Here is a 352-nt window from a genome sequence, read left to right as displayed (position 1 = left end):
CCACCACGGCCACCGAGGCGGTGACGGTCAATCCGCTGGCGCCGACCCTGGCGCCGGTGGCCGAGAGCGGAGTCGAGGGCGCGGCGATCGCGCTGAATCTCGGCGCCACGGTCAATGGCCTCGCCGGCGACAGCAACAGCCTGGCCTCGCTGGTGGTCAGCGCGATCCCGCTCGGTGCCACGTTGAGCGACGGCAGCCACAGCTTCACCGCCGATGCGAGTCATGGCGCGGTCGATGTCCATGGCTGGACCCTGTCGAGCCTGACCATCACGCCAACCAGCGACGCCAACTTCACACTGAGCGTGGCGGCCACCGCCACCGACGGCGAGGGCAACCTCAGCACCACCACCAC

The 352-nt window shown here is 70.2% G+C and carries 1 protein-coding gene; it reads left to right on the top strand.

Features of this window, described 5'->3' with window-relative positions; genetic code table 11:
• The coding region (locus AC1DS3_RS39620) for a hypothetical protein (protein WP_477129501.1) at window positions 1-352 on the top strand (352 nt) is incomplete at both ends.

It is taken from the genome of Cupriavidus sp. 01L46 (assembly GCF_056399905.1).
This window is presented reverse-complemented; position numbering and strand designations above follow the sequence as displayed.